The following is a 5,271-nucleotide window of genomic DNA, read 5'->3' as shown; positions in this document are numbered from 1 at the left end:
CCAATTGGCGCCTTTATTAATACAGAACTAAGGCCTAATCACCTTTAACTTCTAAGTTAATAAACTTAACTAGTTCTTCAGGTTGCCCTACTAGCATCATAACTTGTTGGTTAATTTCCATCATAGTTTTACCTTCAGGTAGCTTTGCAGACACACTGAATGAATTTAAACCTTTCGCAAAGCTAGTTAAAGCCTCTGCAATATCTTCAGTTACAGGAGCTTGTTGTAACTGTTGCTCTAGCGTCATTTCCATTTGCTCAAGCGTCATACCTTGCTTTTCAAGCTCGCTTGATAGTAAATCTTTTAATTTACCTTGGTTATTTAAGGCAAAGCTAACATTACGCGGCTCTAATTTACTCATTGCTTGCATAACAAGTGTTTGCTGCTGTAATTCTTGTTCATACGTCAGCGGTTGATCACCCGCTTCTTGCTGCGCCTTACTAATAGCCAATGAAGCATCCATTAACGCTTTTGAATTAGCTAAACCCATATCCATATTAAAACTAACAATGTCTTTTGCATCAAGCTTAACTACTACATCACTATTGCCAGACTCTTCATCGTAATCAAGTGATGAATGTAAGTCGTAACTTGCCGACGCTAACATTTCGTTTGTATCAGCTGGTAATTTTGATACGAAGCTTTTATCAAACTGAAAGCTTTTTACATCAAATGATGTATGTGGTGATATTTTATCCGGCTCGTAGCCAGTTATTTCAATGCTTTGAATATTAGCAACATTGTCACCTTCAGGGCTTATTACTTCCATGTTTGTTATTTCTACACTCTTTGAAATAACACTTGCCGATAAACCAGCGTATTTAAATGTAGCGCCAGTTTGCTCGCTTACTAAAGCAAGTTGCTTATCTACTTCTGCACGCACTTCTTGAGTTGCTACGTAGTTTGCGTAACTAACACCACCCACGCCTGCGGCCACAAGAGCTGCAACTATAACTAATTTTTTCATGTCATTTCCTTATTTAATTCTTTCTATAAAGTGTCTCAACTTAAGAGTAACACTGAAGAACATCACCGATAAGTGTTAATTAATCAAACTAAGTAACTCATGTACGGTTTTTACAGGGGTAATTTTAGCGCCTAGCCCTTCCATCGATTTATGGTAATTGCGAAATGGAATATATATTTCTGTAAAACCATGTTGTGCAGCCTCTTTAACACGCGGTACACCACTGTCTATTGGGCGTACATCGCCGTTTAAGCTAAGTTCTCCCATAATACACGTGGTACGAGGTACAACAAATTCGTTTAAACTGCTAAGTAACGCGGTTACTAATGCTAAATCGATGCAGGTTTCTGTCTCATCAATTCTTAAACCACCCACAATATTAAAAAACGTATCGTGAAATATTTTAGTTTTAGTATGCTTACGTAATATACCGGTCAGCATTTTTATACGATTCATATTTAAACCAACACAAACACGCTGCGGAAATTCAGCTTCTGTTTCGGTAGTTAAACATTGAATCTCAAGCAATAAATTACGATTCCCTTTACGAATACAGGTAATAGTAGAGCCAGGTGAGTCGGTGGTTGAACCCGATAAAAATATTTCACTTGGATTATCAACGCTTAACATTCCACGTTCACACATTTTAAAAATGCCAACAGTATCAATATCACCAAAGCGGTTTTTATTTGCCCTAAGGGTTCGTATTTGCCCATCGTTGGTATCTATGTGTAAAAGCGCATCAACAATATGTACAAGTGTTTGAGGGCCTGCTATTTCGTTATTTTTATTTACGTGAGCAATAATGAACATGGTTACATCATTTTGCTTACAGTACTGAGTTAATGCTTGGGCGGCGCTTTTTACCTGCGAAGGCGAACCTGGGCTACCATTTGCCGTATCGGTTACAACAGCTTGAATAGAGTCAATAACAGCAAACTTAATTTTATTTTTCTCGAGCTCTTCGATGATGGTTTCAACGCTCGTTTCTGAAAGTAAATAAAGCTCGTCCGGGTTATAGTTTAACTTTAAACGATTTACCCTGTTTTTAAACTGCGATAAAGATTCTTCTGCCGTACAGTAAAGTGACGGCATCCGTTGTGACATTCTCGCCACTAGGTCAGATAGCAAAGTTGTCTTACCCGCCCCCGGATCGCCGGAAATTATATTAACAGAGCCAGTAGTCACCCCGCCGCTTAGTACGCGATCAAGCTCGCCGATTTCAGTTAGCTGCTTTTCAGCCTCTGATGTAGCAATATCATTGATTTTTTTAGAGCCACCACCAACACCACCAGCATAACCACCAACGTTTGCTCGTATTGATGCTTTTTTACTGTGCCCTGCGGAAGGCTTAAATTCCGCTAATGTGTTCCACGCACCGCAGCGACATTGACCCTGCCAACGTTGATAGTTCATGCCACATTCGGTACAAACAAATTCTACTTTTGCCGCTTTAGCCATTGATCACTTTACCTACTATTCTTTAATTAAAAAAATTCTTACTATTAAGCGCTTATTTTGCCATTTCAGGCATTTACTTAGCAACAAACTCTTGCCTGCTTAAAAATCTAGCGTCACAATCAATAAATACACATGGTGTTTCTTTTTAGCTATAATTTAGGGCATACTTTTTGCTTTGTAATAGTTTAAAGTAACTTGCCAATAAAATGGCAAATAACACATACATAACAAGAGCTAAACAGTAGTAACTCAAATAATTGTACCTATATTAATAACATAGCGCGATTTAACGTTTATTGAACTTCTAATAAATGGACTTAACAGTATACCTACTTTTTCAATTAGACGGTGATGGTTTTATAAATGGCTGATGACATAATGCTCAAACACGAAGACCTCGTGAATGAGTTAAAAACATATTTAGGCAACGCTAAATTTGATCTAATTTTCAAATCAAAAACCGCAGGGTTAACTAAACCTGAGCAATTTTTAATGAAAATGGAAATGTCGCGTTTATCTCAGCCAGTGGCACGTTTTGTTGATCTTCGCGGATTAGTGACAGGCCAAGTAAAACCATATGAGCATAACGGCAAGCAACACTTTATGGATGACACAGCCATTGAAGTGTTTGAAAAAGCGCTTAAACAACATGGTGAATACACCTTAGCTGTTTACGAAGCCGTAATGAATACAGAAAATAACCACCGCGTATTACAAAAACAAGCAGCCGAAAAATCAGAGTTACAAGAGTTAGAAAATAACTTAAACACTGAAGTAATTAAGTTTGCCTCTTACGAGAGCCGCCGTGAAGAACGGATGAATTACTCAATAAAAGTAACGATTGATTACAAAGATAAAAAGAACATTGCTGCTAGCACCTCAGATATATCTTTAAGCGGTTGTAAAGTTAAGCTTGCAACGCGCTACTCTATAAAAAAAGGCGAACTCATCGCAATGCGCTTAGTAGGCCTTGAGCAAGACTTTGAACTTGGCCTAAAAAACGGTATTCAATACGAAGTTGTTGCAGTAGAAAATATCTCTCGTGAATTTAATCACATCCGCTTAAAGCGCACTTATATAGAAAACAACGATGCCTTTAATGACTTTTTAGAAAGTTTTATTCATGGTAATAAGCGTCGTTATAAAGTAAATCTAGATAATACGCTCGATGCTGTAGTATCAAAGGGGTATGAGCAGTACTACATTCCTCGCGTAACGTCTTTATATGTGTTTTTAAGTAAAAAAGATGAGCAATATTACCCAAGCCTTAGCCTTACCACTGAAAATAATATTTTTATTCAGCGCTACTTTACCGATGAAAGAAAAATACCGTGTTTGTACAATATACTTAATCATCAGCGTATTACACAATTACTAACTCAAATTACCGCAGTAAAAGAAGATTACCTCTATACATTTACACATATATCATCAGGTAAAATTTATTACTACTCAGCGACGCGTACAGAGTTAAATAACAACCCTAAATTACGTGATCTATTTTTAGGTTTTGGTAGCCAAAAAGAGAGCTGGCAGTGCTTTAAAATACAAGTAATGCCAAGTCATCCAGATGATTCTTTTATACCGCTTTCACTACCTAATAGTGCCGGTGAAAATATAGAAAAATTAAATAAGCCACCTTCACCTCGTGTAAAAGGCCTTATAAAAGATGTTAAGTATATTGTTGTACTTACAAATATTGGCAATAAAGCTGAACAAGCAAATTATAAACAACTTACTTTTGATAAAGCATTAGTAAATCAGCTTAAGCACTTTGGCCACGCAAAACACAAAACACCACCCTACTTAGATATTGTGCCACTTGAATACGTAAATTTACGCTCGCATAAGCGCTATCTTTATAAAACACCAGTTAGTGTCACTATTAATGATGAAGTATTTAACGGCTATACACGTGACTTTTCGGTAATGGGTTTGCAGTTAGAGTGCGAACAACCTGCCACATTTAAAAAAGGCGATATAGTACTTTTAGCATTCCCTGAACTTCAAAAAATAACTAAAAAGCATAAGCTTAGTGAACTAAAGTACGAAGTAATGGCCATCAGTAAGTCATTTACTACTATTAACCTAAAAGCAAATCGTATTGCTGATTTACCTCATGCTGGCGTGACCTTTTTCACTCAGCTAATAGAAGGTAATAAAGACAAACTTAAAGTATCTGAAGAAGCACCTAAAGTAGAAGGCTTATCTACCGCACTTAGAAATATGGTTACAAAAAGCGTTTGCCAATTTCCGCTATATTTACACAAAGAAGCTGCACACTTTAAAACCGGCGCAATTGGATATGGGTTATACGCCAGCCCTATGCACGTGATTTTGCAAAACTTTGGTTTATTAAGTAACAAAACTGACTTTTCGAGCATTCTGACCGAAGAGCAAATTATTAATGTAATAACACCAAATATTAAAGATCGCAGCCGCCAAGATGCACCGCTTGCTTTTACACTTGCTATTAACTTCGATCCTCGAAAAGGCAGTATTGAAGAGGCTATTGTTAGCCAATGCGCTTTAGGTGAAGACTACTCAAGCTTTTATAAACAAATTAGTAAAGGTATTACATCGCAACTTATATTCGTAATGCGTTTGTATATATCGCGCACAGGTCGCCCCGATACTGATTATCTTTCTAATGAGCTAAAATACGTAAGTCAGTACGCAATGCACAAAGCTAAAGATTTAGAAGAAGCCTTATGGGCCGTAGCTGGTGTAGGTGATGTAGTAGATATAACTGAAGAAGCGCTAAGCCATTTAGAACTAAAAAAAGAGCAAGTAGCACAAATGAGCCGCCGTAAGCTAATTTGGTTAAACCGCTTACGTTAAGC

3 protein-coding genes are annotated in these 5,271 nt (G+C 37.2%); 1 reads left to right on the top strand and 2 read right to left on the bottom strand.

What is annotated here, in order from left to right:
* Positions 1-34 precede the first annotated feature (34 nt).
* Together H5072_RS11150 and radA are read right to left on the bottom strand one after the other, a co-directional pair.
* Positions 35-967, bottom strand: a complete 933-nt coding sequence (locus H5072_RS11150) for a hypothetical protein (protein ID WP_002958768.1) — start codon at positions 965-967, stop codon at positions 35-37.
* 75 nt (positions 968-1,042) lie between these two features.
* The gene (gene radA / locus H5072_RS11145; RefSeq protein ID WP_002958769.1) at positions 1,043-2,428 is read right to left on the bottom strand and encodes a DNA repair protein RadA; all 1,386 of its coding nucleotides are present in this window, start codon (positions 2,426-2,428) and stop codon (positions 1,043-1,045) included.
* A 363-nt stretch (positions 2,429-2,791) separates the two neighbouring features.
* Between radA and H5072_RS11140 the strand changes: the two genes are divergently transcribed.
* Entirely contained in the window at positions 2,792-5,269 is a 2,478-nt protein-coding gene (locus H5072_RS11140; protein ID WP_024596075.1) for a PilZ domain-containing protein, read from the top strand.
* Positions 5,270-5,271 lie beyond the last annotated feature (2 nt).

The organism is Pseudoalteromonas sp. SR45-5 (assembly GCF_014163565.1).
In the GTDB taxonomy this organism is placed as follows: domain Bacteria; phylum Pseudomonadota; class Gammaproteobacteria; order Enterobacterales; family Alteromonadaceae; genus Pseudoalteromonas; species Pseudoalteromonas distincta.
Note: the sequence above shows the minus strand (reverse complement) of the source record. Positions and strands in the feature narration are given on the sequence as shown.

Bases quoted from the DNA above. Each gene is read 5' to 3' on its own strand.
- radA (WP_002958769.1), bottom strand. From the start codon at position 2,428: ATGGCTAAAGCGGCAAAAGTAGAATTTGTTTGTACCGAATGTGGCATG.
- H5072_RS11150 (WP_002958768.1), bottom strand. From the start codon at position 967: ATGAAAAAATTAGTTATAGTTGCAGCTCTTGTGGCCGCAGGCGTGGGT.
- H5072_RS11140 (WP_024596075.1), top strand. From the start codon at position 2,792: ATGGCTGATGACATAATGCTCAAACACGAAGACCTCGTGAATGAGTTA.